Genomic DNA, 19,055 nt, shown 5'->3' on the forward strand with positions numbered 1-19,055 from the left:
ACACCATGACACGCGTTGTAGTTACGGGGGCTGCGGGTTTTATCGGCAGCAACATCATCAAGGGGCTCAATGCCCGCGGCATCGACGACATCATCGCCGTTGACGACCTGAGTCAGGGCGACAAGTTCCGCAACTTGGCCGACCTGAAGATTGCCGACTACGTCGACCTTGACGATTTCTACCCACTGTTCGACGAGCGGCACTATGGCCAGGTCGAGGCCGTGTTCCATGAGGGCGCCTGCAGCGACACCATGGAGCAGGACGGCAAGTACATGATGGACAACAACTACACGCTGTCCACCGAGCTGTTCCAGGCCTGCCAGCAGCAGGGCACGCGCCTGCTCTATGCCTCCTCGGCGGCCACCTACGGCGGCTCCGACACCTTCCGCGAAGTGCCGGAGTTCGAGCGCCCGCTCAATGTCTACGGCTACTCCAAGCTGCTGTTCGACCAGCGCATGCGCCGCGAACTCGGCCCCCAGTTCGAAAAAGCCAAGACCCAGGTGGTGGGCTTCCGCTACTTCAACGTCTACGGCCCACGTGAGCAGCACAAGGGCCGCATGGCCAGTGTGGCCTTCCACCAGTTCAACCAGTTCCGGGCCGAGGGCAAGGTCAAACTGTTCGGCGCGTACGGCGGTTACGCCCAAGGTGAGCAGATGCGCGACTTCGTGTTTGTGGACGACGTGGTGGCCGTGAATCTCTGGTTCTACGACAACCCGGGCCAAAACGGCGTGTTCAACCTCGGCTCCGGCCGCGCCCAGCCCTTCAACGACGTGGCCGTGGGCGTGGTCAACACGCTGCGCAGCCTGCAGGGTGAGTCGGCCCTGTCGCTCGCCGACATCGTGGCCCAAGGCCTGATCGAGTACATCCCCTTCCCCGATGCGTTGCGCGGCAAGTACCAGTGTTACACCCAGGCCGACCTGGCCAAGCTGCGCGCCACGGGCTGCAACCATGCCTTTGCCGATGTGCAAACCGGTGTGGCGAAGTACGTGCAGTGGCTGGCCAGCCAGGCCTGAATGCGCTCATCAGGAGCCAACTGACAACACACGCGTTGTTTCTCATGCCACAAAACAAAGGCCGGTTGAGCAGTCGCTCACCGGCCTTTGTTTTGGCCCCTGTCTCAGAGGCACTTCAAGGCCACCCCATACAAGGTGATCACCTCTTCTGCCTCCGTCGTTTTCACGATGGCCACAGTGTCCGCTCCCATGTTGGCTGCGGCATCAAGCAAATCTGCCATGGCTTTGGACTTCGCAGCAGACTCGAACAGCAAGCCCTTGGACCTGCCGGCAACAGAGCCGAGCTGAGTACAAGCCTTCGCTGCAGGGCTGTCATTCTGGATGACACGGATGCGGGCCGCCCCATCCGTCAACGACGTAGCGCACCCAGCCAGTGCCACGGACATGATGAAAAGAATGCGACGCATCGCCACCTCCCGAGTGATTGAAGCCTGGATATTAAACATGAGTTCCAGCACAGGTGACACGAACCGGCAGCACACACCTGTGCCCCCCATCCTCTCCCACGCCCACACCGATCAGAGACGTCGTCGTGGTGACCTGGCCGCGGCGTGAGCCGGCGCCTGGCTAGCCGCCGATCAGCCGGAGGTAGGCTTCACGCGTTTGCTGCGAAACAGACTCAAGCAGCTGTGCATGACTCGTCTGGTGGCGCGCCAGCATGCGCGCCGAGGCCACGGATTTGGAACGGCAAAACCAGTGGCAGCTGTGCTGCATCAGGAACAGCTCGGCAGACAACATGTAGGCCTTGTCGCGCAGCGACAGGTTGCGCCGGTTCTCGGCCACTTCAGCGATCCCCTGCGCATGAATGGCCAATGCCTGGCGCAGGTCGAAGCTGGCCTGCGGGAACAGCTTGCTGGCATAGGGAATCGCCACAGGCAGGGTGCTGACCAGTGTCTTGTCACCCCAGACCGTCGAAAAGTCAGCGCAGAACCGCTTGAACTGCTCGCTCAACTCAAGCTCCGCCGTGCCCAACATGCTCCAGATTTGCGCACGGCGCTCCGGATCCTTCTCGTCCAGGGCGCGCAAATAACCCTCGGTCAAGTTCTCCATCAGTTTCTCGATCTGGAAGCGGCTGAGATACGCCCCCAAAAGGGCGATGCGCTGGCGCTGGTCGCGGGTTTTGAGGAACTGCAGCGCGATCACAAGCAGCAACAGGGGAAGAAGGAACTCCATGCAAGAAACAGACGCAGCGTTAAAAGGGCAAGTGTAGTGGCAGTGCCCCTCCCAACCTGGCCATTTTCTGCGGTACAAAGCCGTATCCCCTGCCGCATGCGCTGAACAAGAGAAGCGAAACACATGGGAACGCTCCGGGAAATCCCGAGCGCCGAAAACGCCGGCCTGACGTTATACCCAAGCTGGTTCCTGATTTCATGGAGGCTGACACACCATGCGCAAACTGCTTGCAAGCTTTTCAGCCCTGCTGGTCTCGGCCAGTTGCTTTGCCACCGTAGAGGTCAACCAGGCCAGCGAAGCCGACCTTGACAGCATCCGTGGCATCGGGCCGGCGCTCTCGGGCAAGATCCTGGCCGAGCGTCAGAAGGCGCCGTTTCGCGACTGGCAGGACCTGATGCGGCGCGTCAAAGGCATTCGCAGCCACAGCGCCGCCCGGCTGTCAGACGCGGGGCTGAGCGTTAACGGTGCCGGCTACAGCGCCGAGCAGCCCACTGCGCCAAAATAAGCCCTTGCCCGCTATCATCGGGGCATGATTTCCGTCCTTGCAATTTGCCTCGGTGCCAGCGTCGGTGCCCTGTTGCGCTGGCGGCTCGGCCTCTGGTTGAGCACCCCGGGTGCGCTGCTGCCCTGGGGCACGCTGACGGCCAACCTGATTGGTGGCTACCTGGTCGGCGTTTGCGTTGCCGTGTTCCAGCAGCTGCCGCAGCTTGATCCAATCTGGCGTCTGGCGCTGGTCACGGGTTTCCTGGGGGCCTTGACCACCTTCTCCAGCTTCTCGGCCGAGGTGGTGACCATGCTGCAGCAGCAACGTTACATGCTGGCCTTGGGCACTGCCTCGGTGCACCTGTTCGGCTCCTTGTTGCTGACCGTGGCCGGCATCAAATTCGCTACTGTTTTGATAGCTGCCCGCGCATTCTGATCAAGGCTTGGAGGCCAATTTGGCTTGCGTTTTCTGAAGAAACTCAAGCAACTCCTTGTCAGAACGGCGGATGTGCAGCGAAAGCCAGTCGCGCAGCACAGTCGACAACTGGGCCGCCACCGTGATGCTGCCCGCCTCGTATTTCTGGCGCAGGTCGTTCAGGCTCGCCACAAAATGCTGGTGGCCGATCTTGTGCCGCGCCAGATTCGGAAAATGCACGGACGCCATGCGCGCTTCCTCACGCTGCAGATGCGCTGCGGTGTAGCCGATCAGCTCGTTCAGGACCTTGTTGACCACTTCCCTGCCGCGTCCCTCGCTGGTGGCGGTATGCAACTCGTTGACCAGGTCGACCAGATGCCGGTGGTCCGCATCGATCGGACCGTGGTCGATCGCCAGATCTTCTGCCCATTCAAAGTAGGCCATGCGGAACTCCGGTGGGTCAGGCGGGCGATGGCAGGGCCATCATGGCACCGGGTGCGTCATGCCGGCCAAGCCGGAACACGCTTACCGCATGCACCAGCCCCTGGGCCTGGTGCTCCAGCGATTGCGCCGCCGCAGCGGCCTCTTCCACCAGCGCGGCGTTCTGCTGCGTCACCTGGTCCATCTGGCCAACGGCCAGGTTGATCTGGTCGATGCCGGACGCCTGGTCCTGGCTGGCCGTCGTGATCTCGCGCATCAGGTCGGCCACGCGTCGCACATGGACCACGATCTCGTCCATCGTGCTGCCGGCCTGCTCCACCAGCTTGCACCCGTCATTGACATTGCTGACCGAGGCCCCGATCAGGTTCTTGATCTCCTTGGCCGCTTCGGCGCTGCGCCCGGCCAGGTTGCGCACCTCGGCCGCCACCACGGCAAAACCACGTCCCTGTTCACCGGCGCGTGCCGCTTCCACCGCCGCATTGAGCGCCAGCAAGTTGGTCTGGAAGGCGATGCCGTCAATCACGCCAATGATGTCGGCGATCCGGCCGGACGAGGTGTTGATGGCATCCATGGTGTGCACCACCTGCGACACCACATCGCCGCCTTTGACGGCCACGCTGGCGGCGGACTCCGCCAGCTGGCTGGCATGCTTGCCGCTCTCGTAGTTCTGCTTGACGGTGGAAGCCAGCTCCTGCATGGAGGCTGCTGTCTGCTCCAGCGCGCTGGCCTGCTCCTCGGTGCGGGACGACAGGTCGATGTTGCCGGCAGCAATCTGGCTGGTGGCCGTGGCCATGGCCTCGGAACCGCCCCGCACCTGCTGCACGATCCGGACCAGGCTGTCGTTCATGTCCTGCAACGCCTGCAGCAACTGGCCGCATTCATCTTGCGTGCGCACCTGGATATGGCTGCCGAGATCGCCGGCGGCCACGGTCCGGGCAATCTGCACCGCCTCGCCCATGGGCCGTGTGATGGAACGGGTGATCAAGACAGAACACAGAATGCCGGCCACCACGCCAACCGCACCCAGCAACAGCATCAGGCTGCGCGCGGCGTTGATGTCGTTGCGCATCTCGGCGCTGCTGTGCTCCACCAGCTTCTTCTGCAATTCGGTCAGGGCATTGATCGGCTCCTGCAACGCGTCGAGCGCCGGCAGCGTCTCGCTGTTGAGGATGCGGGTGGCCTCTTCCTTCTGTCCTTCATCCACCAGCCTGGCCACCTGGCTGAAAGACTTCACATATTTGATCCGCGCTTCCCCCAGGCGCGCCAGCAAGGCCCGCCCCTCAGGCAGGTAGATCAGCTGGTCCAGTGTCTTCAGCGCCTCATCGATGGTTTTCTTGTTGGTCTCGATCGCTGCCTTCACGCGCTTGACCTGCTCCGGATCGCTGGCAATCAGCAGCTCCATGGTGCGGCGCGCATTGGCCCGGGTGGTGGCATTGATGGTGTGCGCCGCATCCGCCTTGACCCAGTCTTTCTCGATGATGCGGTTGTTGACTTCGCCCACTTCCGTGAAGCGCTGAACACCCACCGTGACGACACACAGCAATGTCACGATGAGCAGGCCGAAGCCCGCACCCAAGCGGGTGCCGATTTTGAGATCGCCGATTTTCATTTGATTCCTCTTGCCGCGGCAGGTCACTGAACACGTGGTGGCCATTCTCGGGGTTTCCCCGACCGGCGCCAAGCGAGGCCCTCCCATAAACGAGGCCAATCTGATATGCGTCAAGCTCTCAGCAACTCACGCCATCAACCACCGCCGCGTTGGGTATAGAGGTCAAAACGTTTCATGAACGCATGGCGCTGCGCGTCGTCCAGGCGGCTGAAAGCAAAGTCCAGCCGCAGGCGCGGCAGACGCAGAAGCGCGATGACACGCGGCGGCACCACTTGCCACGTCAAGCGGAGTTCACCCTCGCCGATCGCCACCTGGGCCGACGTGCCGCTGACCTGGCAGGCATGCGGCCCCACCGCACGCGGCAGCCACTGCAGCCACTCCGCTTCGGTGCAGGCCATGTCACGCTCGAAGCGCTCGGGGTAGAAGGATTGCATCGCCGCGTTGTTCCAAGACTTCAACAGACGCCGGCTGCACGGGCCAGCAAGGCAGGGACGAACTGCAGCGCCCGTTCATCCCCCGGCAATCGGCGGCCAGATCGCCAGCACGTCGCCTTCGGCCAGCGTGCGGCTCAGGCGCTGCTCGGGCGTGATGTAGTGACCGTTCACCAGCACCAGATGCACCAGCTTGGGCGGCAGGCCAAAGGGTTCAATGATCTGGCTGATGCTGGCGTCCGGCGCCACCTCCAGTTCGATCCGGTTGTCGCCGCGCGCAGCAGGCGGCAGGTAATCGGTCAACGACGCAAACAGCTTGAAAGTAATCTTCATCAACGCCCACTCACTCCGGCACACACCACGCCACACGCATCATCGCCGCCGCGCGTCCAGCGCGCCGCTCCACTGCCCTTGCGCCTGTGCGCTGGCCAGGTAGGCTGGCACCAGCTGCGTCGGGTCCTTCAGCAGCACATCTTTCCAGGCGCCCAGGCTGATCTGCCCTTCCACCAGGCCACGCATCACCCCCACGTGCTCGGTCCAGCCCACGCTGTTGCAGCCCACCATCACGTCGCCCTTGAACTGCAGGCTCAGGTGTCGACCCTCGGCCAGATCGGTCAGTTCCGCATGCTCGCCGCCGGGCACACCCTGCCAGTTGCCGAAACTGGCCGAAATCAGGCCCAGCGTGTCGAGCACATTGATCTGAGTGACACCTTTCAGTTCGGTGCGCTGGCCCGCCATGTTGAGCGCTGCCACGCGGGCCTGCTCGGCCGCATTGGGCTGGATGGCGCTGACCACGGTGGTCCCGCTGACCTTGTCGAACGCTTCGGCGCAATCGCCCGCGGCATAGATACCGGGCACATTGGTCTGCATGTGCTCATCGGTCAGCACACCCTGCAGGCAGCGCACGCCCGAGTTTTCCAGAAAGCCGATCGACGGCTTGACGCCGGTGGCGCTGATGACCAGGTCCACGTTGAGCGTCTGGCCGTTCGACAGCCTGACGTCCAGCGTGTTGTCCTTGCCCTGCGTGATTGCCTCCACGCGCGTGCCGGTGAAGACCTGCACGCCCTTGCCCTCGCACCACTGGCGGATCATGCCGCCAGCCACCGGGCCCATCATGCGCGGCACCATGCGGTCGCCCATCTCCACCACACTCAAGTGCACGCCACGCATGGCCAGTGCTTCCATGATGATGCAGCCGATGAAGCCGGCGCCCATCTGCAGCACACGCGCCCCCTGGGTGGCGCGCGCCTGGATGGCGCGTGCATCGGCCAGCGTCCAGCAGCTGTGCACGCCCGGCAGGTCGATGCCGGGGATCGGCGCGCGCGCGGGGTTGGAGCCGGTGGCAATCAGCAGCGTGTCGAAGGTCAGCGTCTCACCGCTGTCGAGTTGCACCCGGCGTGCCGCCGTGTCCACCTGGGTGGCGCGTGCCTGGCGCAAGTTGATCCCCAGCGACGGGTAGTGCGCCTCTCCCTTGCGCAGCCAGGTGCCGCGCTCGTCGATATTGCCCATCAGCAGGTAGGGAATCGCCATGCGCGAATACGGCGCCTCGCGCTCCTCGCCCACCAGCGTGACGCGGTCGCCCGGCGCATGCTTGCGCAAGGTTTCAGCCGCGATCACGCCGGCCGGGCCGGCGCCCAGGATCACATGGTGCGCCATGGTTCAGAGTCCCAGGCGCTTCTTGGTCTCGGCGGTGGGCCGGCCTTCGGTGTCCCAGCCGCGCACCGCGTAGTACTTGGGCAGCATTTTGGCCAGCTCGTTGACCTTGCCCTTGGCCGGACCGGTCTTGGCGGCTTCGGTCAGCAAGCGCTTCGGCAACGAGTCGTCCTTGGACGTCAGGCCGGCGCGGTTGTTGAACTCACGCTCCATGTTCCAGATGCGCTCGCCGATCTTCTCCAGCTCCTCGGTGGTGTACTGCTCGCCAATGGCCCCCTGCAGCTGCGGCGCCAGATCGGCCAGGCCCCAGGCGAAGGTGGTGAAGATGCACAGACCGGACGAATCAAAAGCAGCGGTAGCGTCCTGGAAGGCCTTCACCAGTTCCGGCTTGCCTTCACTCTCCAGCGGGTCGGTCTTGACCGGAATGCCCAGCACCTCGGAGGCAATGGTGTAACCGCGCAGGTGGCAGCCGCCGCGGTTGCTGGTGGCATAGGCCAGGCCGATGCCCTGGATGCCCCGCCCGTCGTAGGCCGGGAACTCCTGGCCCTTGGAGGTCATGGACAGCTCGGGGTGGCCGTACTTGGCCGTCAGGCGCTTGGAGCCCTGGCCGATCTCCTTGCCAAAGCCCCGGCCATGCACCGTTTCGTCCACCAGAAAGGCCAGCGCCTTGGCGGAACCGAACGGCGCCTCGATGCCGATCTGCTCCTTGGTCAGTACACCTTTTTCATACAGTTCCATCACCGCGCCCACGGTGGCGCCGAAGCTGATCGGGTCGATGCCTTCCTCGTTGCAGATCATGGTGGCGTACTGCAGGCATTCGAGGTCGTTCACGCCATTGGCGGCACCCAGTGCCCAGGCCGCCTCGTACTCCAGGCCGCCGGAAGCGCCCCAGTACTGCGGCTTGTTGGCCACGGTGAAGTGGCCCTCGTCCATCTTGCTGATGCGCCCGCAGGCGATGGTACAGCCGAAGCAGGCTTGGTTGGTCACCAGTTGCTTCTTGCCGTCGGTCTTGCGCGGCGTGGCCATGGCCTCGGCCGAAATGTCCTTGGCACCTTCGAACTGCACGTCCTGATGGTTGCGCGTGGGCAGCGCGCCCACCTCGTTGATGACGTTCATCAGCACCTGGGTGCCATAGGCCGGCAGGCCCTGGCCGGTGACCGCGTTGTCTTTCAGGATCTGTTTCTTCTCGGCCACGGCCTTCATGAATGCTTTCGGGTCGCGGATGTTGCCCACGCCCTTGGTGCCGCGCACCGCAATCGCCTTCAGGTTCTTGCTGCCCATCACCGTGCCCACGCCCGAGCGGCCGGCAGCGCGGTGCAGGTCGTTCACCACGGCCGCAAACAGCACACCGTTCTCACCCGCCTTGCCGATACTCGACACACGCAGCAGCGGGTCCTGCAGGCCCTTCTTCAGCAGCTCCTCGGTCTGCCACACGCTCTGGCCCCACAGGTGGCTGGCGTCGCGCAGTTCTGCCACGTCGTCATTCACGTACAGGTACACCGGCTTTGGGCTCTTGCCTTCAAAGATCACCATGTCCCAGCCGGCCATCTTGAACTCGGCGCCCCAGTAGCCGCCCGAGTTGGAGCAGGCGATGGCGCCCGTCAGCGGGCTTTTGGTGATGACGGTGTAACGCCCGCCGGTGGAGGCCATGGTGCCGGTCAGCGGGCCGGTGGCCCAGATGATCTTGTTGTCTGGTGAGAGCGGATCGACCTTGGCGTCAACCTCTTCCACCAGGTATTTGGAGCCCAGGCCGCGCGAGCCCAGGTAAGCGTGCGCCCAATCCATGTTCAGCGGCTCCGACTTCACGGTGCCTTTGCTCAGATCGACGCGGAGGATTTTTCCTGCCCAAGACATGTTCGTTCTCCTTAAGCGGCGGAAGGTTGGTTGCCGAGCTTGTTGGCCCACTGCTCCATCTTGCCCAGGCCGGTCCAGTTGGCATCGATGAAAGTGATGGCGCCGGTCGGGCAAGCGCTGGCGCAGGCCGGATCGCCGCCGCACAGATCGCACTTCTGCACCTTGCCGGTCTCCTGCACGTAGTTGATGGTGCCGAACGGGCAAGCGATGGTGCAGACCTTGCAACCCACGCAGGTGCTGTCGTTCACCACCTTCGCACCGGTGGCCTTGTCCACGGTGATGGCCTCCACCGGGCAGGCGTGCAGGCACCAGGCTTCGTCGCACTGGGTGCAGGTGTACGGCACTTTTTTGCCAGTGTGATGGAAGTCGAACACCTTGATGCGCGACTTGGCGGTGGCGAAAGTGCCGTAGTTCTCGAAGGAACAGGCCATTTCGCACTGCAGACAGCCGGTGCACTTGTCTGCGTTGATGTGCAACACCTTTTGCATGGAGGTCTCCTCTGGGTCGTCGTGCGGCAGCACGTTGCCTATGAAATGAAATGCATAGGAATTGTTGAAGCAGACTGCGGGCAAATCCCTAGGGAGAACCCTAGTCGGGATAGGTCGAATCCGGCAAAATTCTCAAAATGCAACACCTGCCCAGGCGGCAGCCCGCATCATTGCCAGCCTGAACACCACACAGCTCCATTCCATGTCCGTGTCTTCGTCCACACTGCCCGCCTCGCGCCTGAGCCGCATTGCCCAGGCACGGCAACTGGCCCTGCACGACGCTGCCCCCTTACCCAGCGGACTGGTGGAGCCATGGATCGTGCGCTCGTGGCAGCGTTGCCTGGCACAGGGCCAGCGCCCTGCTGCGCACGTGGCCTTCGAGTCCGTGTCGGCCCAGACCATGCGCCAGATCTCGGAAGCGAACCACACACTGGTGCAGGCGGCTCGCCCCATCCTCAAGCAGCTGGGCCGCACACTGGCCGACACGCGTTACTTCGCCATCCTTACCAACCAGGACGGCGTGGTGGTGGACGTGGATGGCCCGATCGACCGCAGCGACCCGCGCGCCGCCGTCATCACACGTGTCGGGGTCGACCTGTCAGAGCGCAGCGTGGGCACCACCGCCATTGGTGCCGCCCTGCGTGAACTGCAGCCGGTGTGGCTGCATCGCGGTGAACACTTCTACAACGACACCTCGGTCTACAGCTGTGCCGGCACACCGCTGTTCGGCCCGGACGGCCGCTGCGTCGGCATGCTGGACCTCACCGGCGTCGAGGCGCCGGAGCGCCCGGAACTCAGCCACCTAGCGCTGCGCTCGGCGCATGCCATTGAAAACGCGCTGGTGTTGCAACGTCCGCACCAGTTGCTGCTGCGGCTGAACTGGTCCGGCCTGCCGCTGGGTGACGACGCCGACGGCCTGCTCACCCTCGACGCCGACGGCTGTGTGACAGCGGCCAACCGTACCGCACGCCAGTTGCTGCCCCAGCTCGGCCAGGCCGGCCACGATGACCTGCACAGCCGCGACCTGTTTGCCCTGCCGTTTGAAATGCTGTTCGACGCCGCCCGCCACGGCAACAGTGCCATCGAGGTGCCGCTGTGGTCCGGCCTGCGCCTGCAGGTGCGGGCCAGCCTCAATGCACGCGGCATGCCACTGCCCCGCGCCCCCAGGATGTCAATGCAGGTCGCATCCACCGCAACCATGCGCCCGCTCAAGGAAGTCGAGTCCGACCTGATCCGCAAGGCGGTGGAAGAAGCTCGCGGCAACGTGGCAGAGGCTGCACGCGCCTTGGGCATCAGCCGCGCCACCGTCTACCGCAAGCTCGGTAACGGCAAGCGGGGCTGAAACGCCCCGCTCTTCCCCTCAGCGTTCTTTACGCCAGACCTTCGGCCTTGAGTGCCGCCTGCACCGCCGGGCGCGCGGCCACGCGGCCGAGGTAGGCCGTGAGGTTGCTCAGCGCGCTGATGTCGATCTTCACCACCTTGGTCCAGCCCACCACCGTGAACAGGTAGGCATCGGCCACGGTGAAGTCCGCACCCATCAGGTAGTCGCGGCCGGCCAGTTGCTCGTTCACCCAGGCCAGGCGGCGCTCGATGTTGGCGCGCGCGGCGTCTTTCCAGTCCTGCGAAGCCGCGGGGTTGAACTGCGGGGTGAAGTTGCGGTGCAGCTCCATGCCCACGAAAGTCAGCCAGCTTTGCAACTGGTAGCGCGCCGGCGTGCCATTGGCCGGGGCCAGTTTCTTCTCGGGCTTGAGGTCGGCCAGGTACTGCACGATGGCCGGGCCTTCGGTCAGCAGTGTGCCGTCTTCCAGCAGCAGCGCGGGCACATAACCCTTGGAATTGATGGCCAGGTAGTCGGCACCCGAAGCGGTCTTCTTGCTCTTGAAGTCCACGGTCTCGGTCTCGTAGGGCAGGCCCAGTTCTTCGAGCACGATGTGGGGAGACAAGGAACAGGCGCCGGGCTTGATGAAGAGTTTCATGGTGTGTCAATCGATGAGGGTTGATGCTCGCGCGCGCATTCCAACGCGCGGCTCCAGAGCCCCATCAGTGTAGGCAATCCGCGCCCGCCTTGCTGAGCGCCGGGCAATGCCCCCGCCCGCTCAGGCCATCAGCGCGCGGTGTTTGTCCAATGCCTCGCGCACGATGGGGTGCACACCCTCACCGTCTTCCTCCAGCAACTGCAGCAACTCATGCCGCATGCGCGGGTCCCAGAACTTCTTGAGGTGGGTGGCAATGCCCTCCAGCGCCTCGGTGCGGTCGGGCATGGATTCGAAGAAGGTGCCAATCTGGTTGGCCATGCGGATCAGGTGTTCGCGGTTCATGGTATTCAGTGTTCGAGGTTGCGGACTTCAAGATGGATGCGGTCGGCATGGCTGTAGACCGACAGGTCCTGCCCGCGCGCAAAACCCAGCAACGTGACGCCGCAGCCCTGCGCCATGTCAATGGCCAGGCCCGTCACGCCCGACACCGCCGCCAGCAGGCTGACGCCGGCGCTGGCCGCCTTCTGCACCATCTCGTAGCTGGCGCGGCTGGTGACGGCGATGAAGCCGTCGCACACAGGCAGGTGGGCACGCGCCGCGGCGCCCAGCAGCTTGTCGAGTGCGTTGTGGCGTCCCACGTCTTCGCGTAGCAGCGTTATCTCGCCGTCCGCCGTGCACCAGGCCGCCGCGTGCGACGCACCGGTCACGCCCAGCAGCAACTGGCGCTCGCGCATACGGGCCAGTGCCCGCGACACGGCGGCCGCCTCGAAGCACTGCATGGTCGTCAGCGGTGTCGGGCTACGTACCGCCTGTTCCAGGCTATCGGTACCGCACAGGCCGCAGCCGGTGCGCCCGGCCAGGCTGCGGCGCCGGTCCTTCAGGCGCGCGAAGCAGGACGATGCCACATCCAGCGCCAGCGTGATGCCCTGCGCCGTTTCGCTCAACTCGATGTCGTAGATCTGTGCCGGACTGTCCACAATGCCTTCGCTGCAACTGAAACCTACCGCGAAGTCTTCCAGGTCGGAGGGCGAGGCCAGCATCACCGCGTGCGAGACGCCGTTGTAAACCAACGCCACCGGCACCTCTTCGGCCACCCAGTCGGTGGTCTCGAACACAGCACCGCCGCGCAGGCCGCTGACCGCGGTGGCGCGGGCACCGGCCACCGGCGGGTAAGGCAACTCATACATCTGCATGGTGTGCTCCTTATTTGCCCACCACCGCCGTGGATTCGGCAGGATGCGCCGCCTGCAGCAGGTGCTGCTGTTCGTCGTTGAAGCGCTGGTAGCCCTTCTGCCACTCGCTCGGCTGCGCCACCGGCATCACCTGCACCGCCGTCACCTTGTACTCGGGGCAGTTGGTGGCCCAGTCGGAGTTGTCGGTGGTGATGACATTGGCACCCGACTCGGGGAAGTGGAAGGTGGTGTAGACCACGCCCGGCTGCACGCGCTCGGTCACCGTGGCGCGCAGCACCGTCTCGCCGGCCCGGCTCTGGATGCCGACCCAGTCGCCGTCCTTCACGCCGCGCTCCTCAGCATCATGTGGGTGAATCTCCAGCCGGTCTTCGCTGTGCCAGGCCACGTTGTCGGTGCGCCGGGTCTGCGCGCCCACGTTGTACTGCGACAGGATGCGCCCGGTGGTCAGGATGAGCGGGAACTTGCGCGTCACCTTCTCGTCGGTCGCTACATACTGCGTGATGATGAAGCGCCCCTTGCCGCGCACAAACTGGTCGATGTGCATGGTCTCGGTGCCCAACTCGGCAGTGGTCTCGTTGCAGGGCCACTGCACGCTGCCATGCTGCTCGATCTTCTCGTAGCTCACGCCGCGGAAGGTGGGCGTGAGCGCCGCGATCTCGGCCATGATCTCGCGCGGGTGGCTGTAGGCCATGGGGTAGCCTAGGGCATTGGCCAGCTTCTGCGTGATTTCCCAGTCGGCATAACCGGCCTGGGGCGGCATGACCTTGCGCACGCGCGAGATGCGTCGCTCGGCGTTGGTGAAGGTGCCGTCCTTTTCCAGGAAGGACGAACCGGGCAGGAACACATGGGCGTACTTGGCGGTCTCGTTCAGGAACAGGTCCTGCACCACGATGCACTCCATCGCCTCCAGCGCAGCAGCCACGTGCTGCGTGTCGGGGTCGGACTGCACGATGTCCTCGCCCTCGCAGTAAAGACCCATGAAGCTGCCGGCGTGCGCCGCGTCCAGCATGTTGGGAATGCGCAGGCCCGGCTCGGGGTTGAGCGACACGCCCCAGGCGCTTTCGAACTCGCTGCGCACCGTGCTGTCGGAAATATGGCGGTAGCCCGGCAGCTCGTGCGGGAAGGAGCCCATGTCGCAGGCGCCCTGCACATTGTTCTGGCCGCGCAGCGGGTTCACGCCCACGCCTTCGCGCCCCACGTTGCCGGTGGCCATGGCCAGGTTGGCAATGCCCATCACCATGGTGGAGCCCTGCGCGTGCTCGGTGACACCCAGGCCGTAGTAGATCGCCGCATTGCCACCGGTGGCATAGAGTCGTGCCGCCGCGCGGATGTCCGCCGCCGGCACACCGGTGACGGTGGCCATGGCCTCGGGCGAATTGGCCGGCCGCGCCACGAACTCGCGCCATTCATTGAAGGACTTGTCGTCGCAACGCTCGGCAATGTAGTCCGCCGCCAGCAGGCCTTCGGTCACCACCACGTGGGCGAGTGCGGTGATCAGCGCCACGTTGGTACCGGGCTTGAGCTGCAGGTGGTAGTCGGCCTTCACGTGCGGGCTCTTCACCAGGTCGATGCGGCGCGGGTCCACCACGATCAGCTTGGCCCCGGCGCGCAGGCGCTTTTTCATGCGCGAGCCGAACACCGGGTGGCCATCGGTCGGGTTGGCACCGATCACCATGATCACGTCCGCCTGCTCCACCGACTTGAAGGTCTGCGTGCCGGCCGAGGTGCCGTAGGTCTGGCCCAGGCCGTAACCGGTGGGCGAATGGCAGACGCGGGCGCAAGTGTCCACGTTGTTGTTACCGAAAGCGGCACGCACCAGCTTCTGCACCAGGTAGGTTTCTTCATTGGTGCAGCGACTGGAGGTGATGCCGCCCACCGCGTCGCGCCCGTGCTTGGCCTGGATGCGCTTGAATTCGCTGGCGGCGTAGTTGATGGCCTCGTCCCAGCTCACTTCCTGCCACGGGTCGTGAATGCTCTTGCGGATCATGGGCGTGGTGATGCGGTCCTTGTGTGTGGCGTAACCCCAGGCAAAACGGCCCTTGACGCAGGCGTGGCCTTCGTTGGCCTTGCCGTCTTTCCACGGCACCATGCGCACCACCTCGTTGCCCTTCATCTCGGCCTTGAAGCCGCAGCCCACGCCGCAGTAGGCGCAGGTGGTGATAGCACTGTGCTCGGGCTGGCCGAGCCAGATCACGCTCTTTTCCTGCAGCGTGGCCGTGGGGCAGGCTTCCACACAGGCGCCGCAGCTCACGCATTCGCTTTCCATGAAAGGCTGGCTCTGCCCCGGCGACACGCGGCTGTCGAAGCCGCGGCCCGAGATGGTGAGCGCAAACGTGCCCTGCGTTTCCTCGCAGGCGCGCACGCAGCGGTTGCAGACGATGCACTTGGAGGCGTCGTAGCTGAAATAGGGGTTGGAGGCATCAATCGGGGCTTTGGCGCCGTCCCTGAAGTGGGAGGCGCTATCAATACCATAGCGAACCTCGCGCAGGCCGGTCACACCTGCCATGTCCTGCAGCTCGCAGTTGCCGTTGGCGGAGCAGGTCAGGCAGTCCAGCGGGTGGTCGGAGATGTAGAGCTCCATCACGTTCTTGCGCAGCGCCTGCAGCTTGTTGGTCTGTGTGCGCACCTTCATGCCGGCTTCGGCCGGCGTGGTGCAACTGGCCGGGAAACCTTTGCGCCCCTCCACTTCCACCAAGCACAGGCGGCAGGAGCCGAAAGGCTCCAGGCTGTCGGTGGCGCAGAGCTTGGGCACCTTCACGCCGGCGTCCACCGCCGCGCGCATGAGCGAGGTGCCTTCCGGCACGGTGACGCTCTGGCCATCAATCTCCAGCGTCACCTCCTTGGTGGATTCGCGTTTGGGTGTGCCGTAGTCGGTCGTTTTCAAATGTTCGAGCATGGTGTTGTCTCCCTTAAACGGCAGCGTCAGGCTGCTTTGCGGTCCGGGTTGGACAGGCCGAAGTCCTGCGGGTAATGGTTGAGGGCCGACAGCACCGGGAACGGCGTCATGCCGCCCATGGCGCAGAGCGAGCCGTTGACCATGGTGTCGCACAGGTCGCGCAGCAGCTTGACCTGCTGCGGCCTCTGCTGCGCATCACCCGTGGTGATGCGGTCGATCACCTCCACGCCGCGGGTGGAGCCGATGCGGCAGGGTGTGCACTTGCCGCAGCTCTCCACCGCGCAGAAGTCCATGGCGTAGCGTGCCAATTTCGACATATCGGCCGTATCGTCATGCACCACAATGCCGCCGTGGCCCACGGTGGCGCCCACCGAAGCCCAGCCCTCGTAGTCCATCGGCAGATCCCACTGCGCTTCGGGCACATAGGCGCCCAGCGGGCCGCCCACCTGCACCGCCTTGATCGGCCGGCCGCTGGCCGTGCCGCCGCCGTAGCCATACATCAGCTCGCGTAGCGTGACGCCAAAAGCTTTTTCCACCAGGCCGCCGTGCTTGATGTTGCCGGCCAGTTGAATGGGCAACGTGCCCTTGGATCGACCCACGCCGTAGTTGGCGTAGAAGACGGCGCCGCGCGCCAGGATGATGGGCACCGAAGCGAAGGTGATGACGTTGTTGATCACCGTGGGCTGGCCGAACAGGCCCTTGAGCGCTGGAATGGGCGGCTTGGCACGCACCACGCCGCGTTTGCCCTCGATGCTCTCCAGCATGGCGGTCTCTTCGCCGCACACATAACTGCCCGCGCCCTTGCGCACCTCCAGATAGAAGGCGCGGCCCGAGCCCAGAACACTGTTGCCCAGGAAACCGGCGGCCGTGGCCTTGCTTATCGCTTCGTTCAGCGTTTGAATCGCGCGCGGGTATTCGCTGCGCACATAGATGTACCCCTGCGTGGCACCGGTGGCCAGGGCGGCAATCGTCATGCCTTCGATCAGCATGTAGGGGTCGCCCTCCATGGTCATGCGGTCGGAGAAGGTGCCGGAGTCGCCCTCGTCGGCATTGCACACCACGTACTTCTGCTGGGCCTGCGCTGCAGCCACCGTCTTCCACTTAATGCCGGCCGGAAAGGCTGCGCCGCCACGGCCGCGCAGGCCCGCGTCCAGCACCTGCTGCACCACTTCACCCGGCTGCAGCGCCAGCGCGCGGCGCAGGCCGGCGTAGCCCTCATGCGCCTGGTAGTCGGCCAGCGACACGGGGTCGGTGATGCCCATGCGCGCAAAGGTCAGCCGTTCTTGCTTGCGCAAGAAGTCAATGTCTGCCGTGCGCCCCTGGCTCAGCGGGTGCTGGCCGCCGGCGTGAAAACCGGCCTCGAACAGGCTGGCCACATCTTCTGGCGCCACGGGCCCGTAGGCCATGCGGCCGGCCGGGGTTTCCACTTCCACCAGCGGCTCTAGCCAGAGCAGGCCACGCGAGCCGTTGCGCACCAGCTCGATGCTCAGGCCACGCTGGTGTGCCTGCAACGCCATCACCGCGGCCACCTCGTCGGCGCCCAGCGCCAGGGCCGCAGAGTCGCGCGGCACATAGATCTTGATACGGTTCATGCGGCCTCCTTCAGCTGTGCCAGCAAGTGGTCAAACTTGCTCGGGCTCACGCGGGCATAGGGCTTGTCGTTGATGCTCATGGACGGGGCCGCGGCACACAGGCCCAGGCAGTAGACCGGCTCCAGCGTCACGTGCTGGCCTGCGGTCTTCTGGCTGGCGTGCTCCCACAGTGCGTCCGACCCGCAGGCTTGGCAGGCCTCGGCCCGGCAAACCTGCACCACAGCGCCCTGCGGCGCCTCGCTGCGGAAGTGGTGGTAGTAGGTGATGACGCCGTGCACCTCGGCGCGCGAGAGGTTCAGCGCCTCGGCAATCTCGGGCACGGCCTCGGGCGGCACGTGGCCCAAAGCGTCCTGAATGGTGTGGAGGATGGGGAGCAGTGCCCCCGGCATATCGCGCTTCTCATCCAGCACCCGGCGAATGGTGTGCTGGGCCTGGCCTGTTGTGGTGCTCATGTCTGCCTCGCTTTTACAACGACGCGTCCGCGAAATGGACACGTCTGACGAGGCGGAGTGTCAGTCTCGAATCAAGATTGGGTCAAATTGATTCGTGACATGCATTCATTCGTTTTGAAAATGTATGCAATGATGTTCATAGATAAGCAAAAAATGTTGTGCATACTGTCAAGTTGCAAAGCACAGGGAGTCATTGTTTGACGCCCCTTCGAATTGAAGGGGCAGTCCGCCATGCGGACGATCACCGGAACTTCCGCCCCGCTTGCCTATGATGCTTTTCATGTCGCGACGGACTTTCTTCCAGAGCATCTTCATTCGGCTGTTGATGCTCGGACTTGCATTGATCGTCATCTCCTTGGTCGGCCGCTACTTCATTCTCACCCGCTTCCTGCGTGATGACATCACCCAGGTCGTCGCGCAACAGCAGTTGTCGCTAGCCAATTACGCGGCGAAGGACATCAACCACAAGATCACCCAACGCCAGGATTTTCTGAGGCAACTGGCAACCGCCTTGCCGCCTGAAGCCTTGCAGCGCCCCACTGATCTGGCGCACTGGATCACATCCATCCAGACCGGGCAAACCCTATTTTCCGCTGGCCTGCTGGTGACAGATGAACAAGGCAAGGCACTCCCCGCATCTCGCACCTGGCCCCTGAGCGACGCGCACTCCCTGATCACCGACGATGCTTTGCGAACCCTGCGTCACGGAGAGGTGTACGTGGGCCGGCCGGTCCTGACAGCCAACCCGGCGCAACCGGTCATGCCGATGATGGTGCGGATCCCCGGTCAAAAAGGACGCCCGGCCACGCTGCTGATCGGCCTGACGTTCCTGTCTGATCCGGACTTCCTGGGCAACCTCATGAGCAGCCGGATTGGTCAGAGCAGTGGCGGCTTTTTGCTGATCTCGCCGCAAGAGAGGCTGTTCATCGCCGCCTCGCACCCCAGCATGGTGCTCAAACCCACGCCACCGGAAGGCGTCAACCTGCTGCACGACAAGGCCATGGCAGGCTACCGCGGCACCGGGGTGACGGTGAATGCGCAGGGCATCGAAGAGATTTCGGCCATGGTCACAGTGCCCAGCACCGGCTGGTTCGTGGTGGCACGCATCCCCACCTCGGAAGCATTGGTCACGGTTGACCATGCCAAAGCTTTCATGTTCCGCAATGCCTTCCTGTCAGCGGCATTTTTTCTGACGACCTTCGTGGCGGTGCTCTACTACCTGCTACGTCCCTTGCTCCGCGCCACCGCGCAGGCCGAAAAAATGACGCTGGGGCAGGCACCGATGCAGCCCCTGCCTGTGCACGGCCAGGATGAAGTGGGCACGCTGATTGCGGCCTTCAACCGCCTGCTTGCCAAACTCAACTAGCAGAACCATGCGCTCGCCGA

The 19,055-nt window shown here is 64.3% G+C and carries 20 protein-coding genes; 5 read left to right on the forward strand and 15 right to left on the reverse strand.

Annotated elements, in window-relative coordinates:
* Positions 1 to 5: 5 nt before the first annotated feature.
* Positions 6 to 1,013 (forward strand): ADP-glyceromanno-heptose 6-epimerase, encoded by a 1,008-nt coding sequence (gene rfaD / locus CDE01S_RS02565; protein WP_066703485.1) that lies wholly within the window; start codon positions 6 to 8, stop codon positions 1,011 to 1,013.
* Between the two features lie 104 nt (positions 1,014 to 1,117).
* Here the strand turns inward: rfaD and CDE01S_RS02570 are convergent, their stop codons facing one another.
* Together CDE01S_RS02570 and CDE01S_RS02575 are read right to left on the reverse strand one after the other, a co-directional pair.
* Positions 1,118 to 1,420: a DUF4156 domain-containing protein gene (locus CDE01S_RS02570; protein WP_169802229.1), complete on the reverse strand. Its 303-nt coding sequence runs from the start codon at positions 1,418 to 1,420 to the stop codon at positions 1,118 to 1,120.
* 160 nt (positions 1,421 to 1,580) lie between these two features.
* On the reverse strand, positions 1,581 to 2,186 hold the full coding sequence (locus CDE01S_RS02575) for a hypothetical protein (RefSeq protein WP_066703291.1): 606 nt from the start codon (positions 2,184 to 2,186) through the stop codon (positions 1,581 to 1,583).
* A 214-nt stretch (positions 2,187 to 2,400) separates the two neighbouring features.
* Here CDE01S_RS02575 and CDE01S_RS02580 point away from each other — a divergent pair, with 214 nt between their 5' ends.
* Positions 2,401 to 2,691 (forward strand): ComEA family DNA-binding protein, encoded by a 291-nt coding sequence (locus CDE01S_RS02580; RefSeq protein WP_066703295.1) that lies wholly within the window; start codon positions 2,401 to 2,403, stop codon positions 2,689 to 2,691.
* A gap of 24 nt (positions 2,692 to 2,715) precedes the next feature.
* Complete coding sequence (crcB, locus tag CDE01S_RS02585; protein ID WP_066703298.1) at positions 2,716 to 3,105, forward strand: fluoride efflux transporter CrcB; 390 nt, start codon at positions 2,716 to 2,718, stop codon at positions 3,103 to 3,105.
* Here crcB and CDE01S_RS02590 read toward each other — a convergent pair whose 3' ends face one another.
* The 7 genes from CDE01S_RS02590 to CDE01S_RS02620 all read right to left on the reverse strand — a co-directional run bounded on the left by CDE01S_RS02590 (position 3,106) and on the right by CDE01S_RS02620 (position 9,560).
* The gene (locus tag CDE01S_RS02590; protein WP_066703300.1) at positions 3,106 to 3,528 is read right to left on the reverse strand and encodes a bacteriohemerythrin; all 423 of its coding nucleotides are present in this window, start codon (positions 3,526 to 3,528) and stop codon (positions 3,106 to 3,108) included. It lies immediately after the preceding gene.
* A 16-nt stretch (positions 3,529 to 3,544) separates the two neighbouring features.
* Entirely contained in the window at positions 3,545 to 5,134 is a 1,590-nt protein-coding gene (locus tag CDE01S_RS19130; protein WP_066703302.1) for a methyl-accepting chemotaxis protein, read from the reverse strand.
* A gap of 134 nt (positions 5,135 to 5,268) precedes the next feature.
* Positions 5,269 to 5,568, reverse strand: a complete 300-nt coding sequence (locus CDE01S_RS02600; RefSeq protein ID WP_066703305.1) for a hypothetical protein — start codon at positions 5,566 to 5,568, stop codon at positions 5,269 to 5,271.
* A 75-nt stretch (positions 5,569 to 5,643) separates the two neighbouring features.
* The gene (gene thiS / locus CDE01S_RS02605; protein WP_066703308.1) at positions 5,644 to 5,898 is read right to left on the reverse strand and encodes a sulfur carrier protein ThiS; all 255 of its coding nucleotides are present in this window, start codon (positions 5,896 to 5,898) and stop codon (positions 5,644 to 5,646) included.
* Between the two features lie 39 nt (positions 5,899 to 5,937).
* Positions 5,938 to 7,221, reverse strand: coding sequence for an NAD(P)/FAD-dependent oxidoreductase (locus CDE01S_RS02610; protein WP_066703311.1), 1,284 nt, complete (start codon positions 7,219 to 7,221; stop codon positions 5,938 to 5,940).
* A gap of 3 nt (positions 7,222 to 7,224) precedes the next feature.
* A complete protein-coding gene (locus tag CDE01S_RS02615) occupies positions 7,225 to 9,072 on the reverse strand; it encodes an aldehyde ferredoxin oxidoreductase family protein (protein WP_066703312.1) in 1,848 nt (615 codons plus the stop codon).
* An 11-nt stretch (positions 9,073 to 9,083) separates the two neighbouring features.
* Entirely contained in the window at positions 9,084 to 9,560 is a 477-nt protein-coding gene (locus tag CDE01S_RS02620; RefSeq protein ID WP_066703318.1) for a 4Fe-4S dicluster domain-containing protein, read from the reverse strand.
* 202 nt (positions 9,561 to 9,762) lie between these two features.
* Here CDE01S_RS02620 and CDE01S_RS02625 point away from each other — a divergent pair, with 202 nt between their 5' ends.
* Entirely contained in the window at positions 9,763 to 10,902 is a 1,140-nt protein-coding gene (locus CDE01S_RS02625) for a helix-turn-helix domain-containing protein (RefSeq protein WP_066703320.1), read from the forward strand.
* Positions 10,903 to 10,930: 28 nt separating this feature from the next.
* Here the strand turns inward: CDE01S_RS02625 and gstA are convergent, their stop codons facing one another.
* From gstA to CDE01S_RS02655, 6 genes are all read right to left on the reverse strand, one after another.
* Positions 10,931 to 11,536 (reverse strand): glutathione transferase GstA, encoded by a 606-nt coding sequence (gstA, locus tag CDE01S_RS02630; protein WP_066703322.1) that lies wholly within the window; start codon positions 11,534 to 11,536, stop codon positions 10,931 to 10,933.
* Positions 11,537 to 11,656: 120 nt separating this feature from the next.
* Positions 11,657 to 11,878: a formate dehydrogenase subunit delta gene (locus tag CDE01S_RS02635; RefSeq protein WP_066703325.1), complete on the reverse strand. Its 222-nt coding sequence runs from the start codon at positions 11,876 to 11,878 to the stop codon at positions 11,657 to 11,659.
* A gap of 5 nt (positions 11,879 to 11,883) precedes the next feature.
* On the reverse strand, positions 11,884 to 12,729 hold the full coding sequence (gene fdhD / locus CDE01S_RS02640; protein ID WP_066703329.1) for a formate dehydrogenase accessory sulfurtransferase FdhD: 846 nt from the start codon (positions 12,727 to 12,729) through the stop codon (positions 11,884 to 11,886).
* A gap of 10 nt (positions 12,730 to 12,739) precedes the next feature.
* The gene (fdhF, locus tag CDE01S_RS02645; protein WP_066703332.1) at positions 12,740 to 15,625 is read right to left on the reverse strand and encodes a formate dehydrogenase subunit alpha; all 2,886 of its coding nucleotides are present in this window, start codon (positions 15,623 to 15,625) and stop codon (positions 12,740 to 12,742) included.
* A gap of 26 nt (positions 15,626 to 15,651) precedes the next feature.
* Positions 15,652 to 17,217: a formate dehydrogenase beta subunit gene (locus CDE01S_RS02650; RefSeq protein WP_066703337.1), complete on the reverse strand. Its 1,566-nt coding sequence runs from the start codon at positions 17,215 to 17,217 to the stop codon at positions 15,652 to 15,654.
* The gene (locus CDE01S_RS02655) at positions 17,214 to 17,669 is read right to left on the reverse strand and encodes an NAD(P)H-dependent oxidoreductase subunit E (protein ID WP_066703340.1); all 456 of its coding nucleotides are present in this window, start codon (positions 17,667 to 17,669) and stop codon (positions 17,214 to 17,216) included. The genes CDE01S_RS02650 and CDE01S_RS02655 overlap by 4 nt, the downstream gene beginning before the upstream one ends.
* A gap of 280 nt (positions 17,670 to 17,949) precedes the next feature.
* On the opposite strand from CDE01S_RS02655, the gene CDE01S_RS02660 reads away from it, so the two are divergent.
* Positions 17,950 to 19,035, forward strand: a complete 1,086-nt coding sequence (locus tag CDE01S_RS02660) for a sensor histidine kinase (RefSeq protein WP_169802230.1) — start codon at positions 17,950 to 17,952, stop codon at positions 19,033 to 19,035.
* The last annotated feature ends 20 nt before the right edge of the window (positions 19,036 to 19,055 follow it).

The organism is Curvibacter delicatus NBRC 14919 (genome assembly GCF_001592265.1).
Lineage (GTDB): Bacteria > Pseudomonadota > Gammaproteobacteria > Burkholderiales > Burkholderiaceae_C > Hylemonella > Hylemonella delicata.